We start from the raw sequence: 2,539 nt of genomic DNA, 5'->3' as shown, positions 1-2,539 counted from the left end.
CGGCTCCCAGCAGGCGCTGACCGCAGCGGCGTTTACCGACAGTGAACGCACCCGTGTCTGGCGCGAGAGTTATCTCAGTGAGCGTATGCAAGACGAAATCGCCGAAGGCCAGATCATGGTGGAAACCGAGGGGCAGGTTATCGGCCAGGTCAATGCCCTTTCTGTGCTGGATTTTCCGGGCCACCCGCTGCCGTTCGGTGAGCCATCGCGCATTAGCTGCGTGGTCCATTTTGGCGATGGAGAAATCAATGACGTGGAGCGCAAGGCGGAACTGGGTGGTAATATTCACGCCAAGGGCATTATGATCATGAAGGCGTTTTTAATGTCGGCGCTGAAACTCAACCAACAGATGCCCTTCTCCGCCTCGATGGTCTTCGAGCAATCCTATAGCGAGGTAGACGGGGATAGCGCCTCGCTGGCGGAAGGGATAGCACTGATTAGTGCCCTGGCGAATAAACCCATCAATCAGCAAATCGCCGTCACCGGCTCAGTGGATCAATTCGGCCGCGTACAGCCCATCGGTGGTATCAATGAGAAAATAGAAGGCTTCTTTTCCCTGTGTCAGGCGCGTAAGCTGACCGGCGCCCAAGGGGTTATTTTTCCTACCGCTAATGTGCGTCATCTTTGCCTCAATGACGATGTCATCGAGGCGGTACGCGAAGGGAAATTTTCCCTCTGGGCAGTGGAAACTATCAATGAAACGTTGGAAATCTTGACCGCGATGCCGTTTGACCATGACAAGCGTCCAAGTCTTCTTGCTTCGATACGCGAGCGTATCGCCAATGTTAATCTGTACGAACGGCAACGTTTGCCCTGGGGCTTCCGCTGGCTAAACTGGCTTAACCAGAGCTAAGAGAATTGTCAGCGGCCTGCAGGTAATGTGCGGGACTTAATAATTAAGGTTTAGAGAAATATGGTAGATAAATGCGAATCCTATACCAAAGAAGATCTGCTGGCGTCCAGCCGCGGCGAATTGTTCGGAAAAGAGGGACCGCAGTTGCCGGCGCCGAATATGCTGATGATGGATCGGGTGGTTAAAATGACCGAAGATGGCGGTAATTACAATAAAGGTTTTGTAGAAGCAGAACTAGATATTCACCCGGATATGTGGTTCTTCGGCTGCCATTTTGTCGGCGATCCGGTGATGCCTGGCTGTTTGAGTCTGGACGCCATGTGGCAGTTAGTGGGTTTCTATTTGGGATGGCTGGGCGGCGAAGGCAAAGGTCGCGCACTGGGCGTAGGCGAAGTGAAATTCACTGGGCAGATTTTGCCGAGCGCGAAAAAAGTGACTTATCGCATTCATTTCCGCCGTGTGATTAATCGCAAGCTGGTGATGGGCATGGCTGACGGCGAAGTGCTGTGCGACGGTACCGTCATTTATACCGCGAGCGATTTGAAAGTCGGCCTGTTTAAAGATACCGCGTCTTTCTGATGCTTAACCGCCGGTATGGCGTCGACTTCTGCCGGAGCGTGCCGGCGGCATCCGAAAAAACCTCAGCGCCAGATGGAGGTTATTCTCTAGTGACAGATCAGATGACAGACTGGTCTTCCATGGCTTTGCGCCAGCCTCTCAACTAGTGAGAGCATTCGTTAAATAATTAATATGAAAAAAGCTCACAGGTACAGGTACGCCCTGATAGACCCGACCCTGCTTTATAGCCGCGTGAATGAGCATGTTCTCAAGGCGATCTCTTTTTTGTCTTTTCATAGGGATATCCCTCATCATCTTGACTGGTTAAAAGAAAACGGTAACCTCTAGCAATGAGAATACATCTAATCTTCAACGAGAAAATCACCGAATATCAAAACACTACGTCATCAAATTGTCATCTAGGTATAGCAAAATTGACAAATCTCTCTCAGCCCTAAAAATAACGCGGGTCGGGATAATCTGCTGAGGTTTCCTCTTGTGTCGGCAACCTCAGCGTACGCCGGCTACTATAGCTAGCAGCTAATGTAACTATTTACAATAAATAACTATTATTTTATAGCTACAAATTCTTTCGCTGCCTACGCCCGACCGTTTTCTAGCCCTGTGTTAGCGTACGTGCCAGCGCGTCATGGATATCCTTTTCCTGGGGCATAGTCCAGGTTAAACGGCTGTCGGATGATGCGTCCGTCGTGGGTCAGAATCTACACCCCTGGACGACTGCGGGCCCATTGTAACGGCCGCGGAGACCGGTGATGGTCACTGCTAGTTGGTCGCTGTCACCACTGCCGCCGATGGGTTGCAACACCAAAGTCCCGTTAGCACGGCGCTTAAATTCGCCACCAGCGATTGCTATAACTGCTGTTCAACGGACTGGCCGACAGATTATTGCGGGCCGTGATGTACTGCACGGCACTGTTTGATGGACCAATTCGTTTCCGGCCAGAAAATCTGCGACCGGATACCTGTGAGACTCAAAGTTGCCGACGGGCAGCGTGGCTGTCGGCGCGAAATGACGTGGCGAACTATCCCTGCCCCGTTGGAGGCGCAGCCCGTACTGGATCCGCCGGCGCTCAGCTAACCCAAACGATCGCTGTCCAACTGGATACG

At 51.9% G+C, this 2,539-nt stretch carries 2 protein-coding genes; both read left to right on the top strand.

Going from position 1 to position 2,539, the window contains the following annotated elements; all coding sequences use genetic code 11:
• The coding region (locus BG74_RS03360; protein ID WP_305809566.1) for a S16 family serine protease at positions 1 to 853 on the top strand (853 nt) is incomplete at its 5' end.
• A gap of 60 nt (positions 854 to 913) precedes the next feature.
• Entirely contained in the window at positions 914 to 1,432 is a 519-nt protein-coding gene (gene fabA, locus BG74_RS03355; RefSeq protein ID WP_066596607.1) for a bifunctional 3-hydroxydecanoyl-ACP dehydratase/trans-2-decenoyl-ACP isomerase, read from the top strand.
• Positions 1,433 to 2,539 lie beyond the last annotated feature (1,107 nt).

Source organism: Sodalis-like endosymbiont of Proechinophthirus fluctus (genome assembly GCF_001602625.1).
Lineage (GTDB): Bacteria > Pseudomonadota > Gammaproteobacteria > Enterobacterales > Enterobacteriaceae.
Note: the sequence above shows the minus strand (reverse complement) of the source record. Positions and strands in the feature narration are given on the sequence as shown.

Excerpts from the sequence above, each read along its gene's own strand:
- fabA (WP_066596607.1), top strand. The coding sequence starts at position 914 with ATGGTAGATAAATGCGAATCCTATACCAAAGAAGATCTGCTGGCGTCC.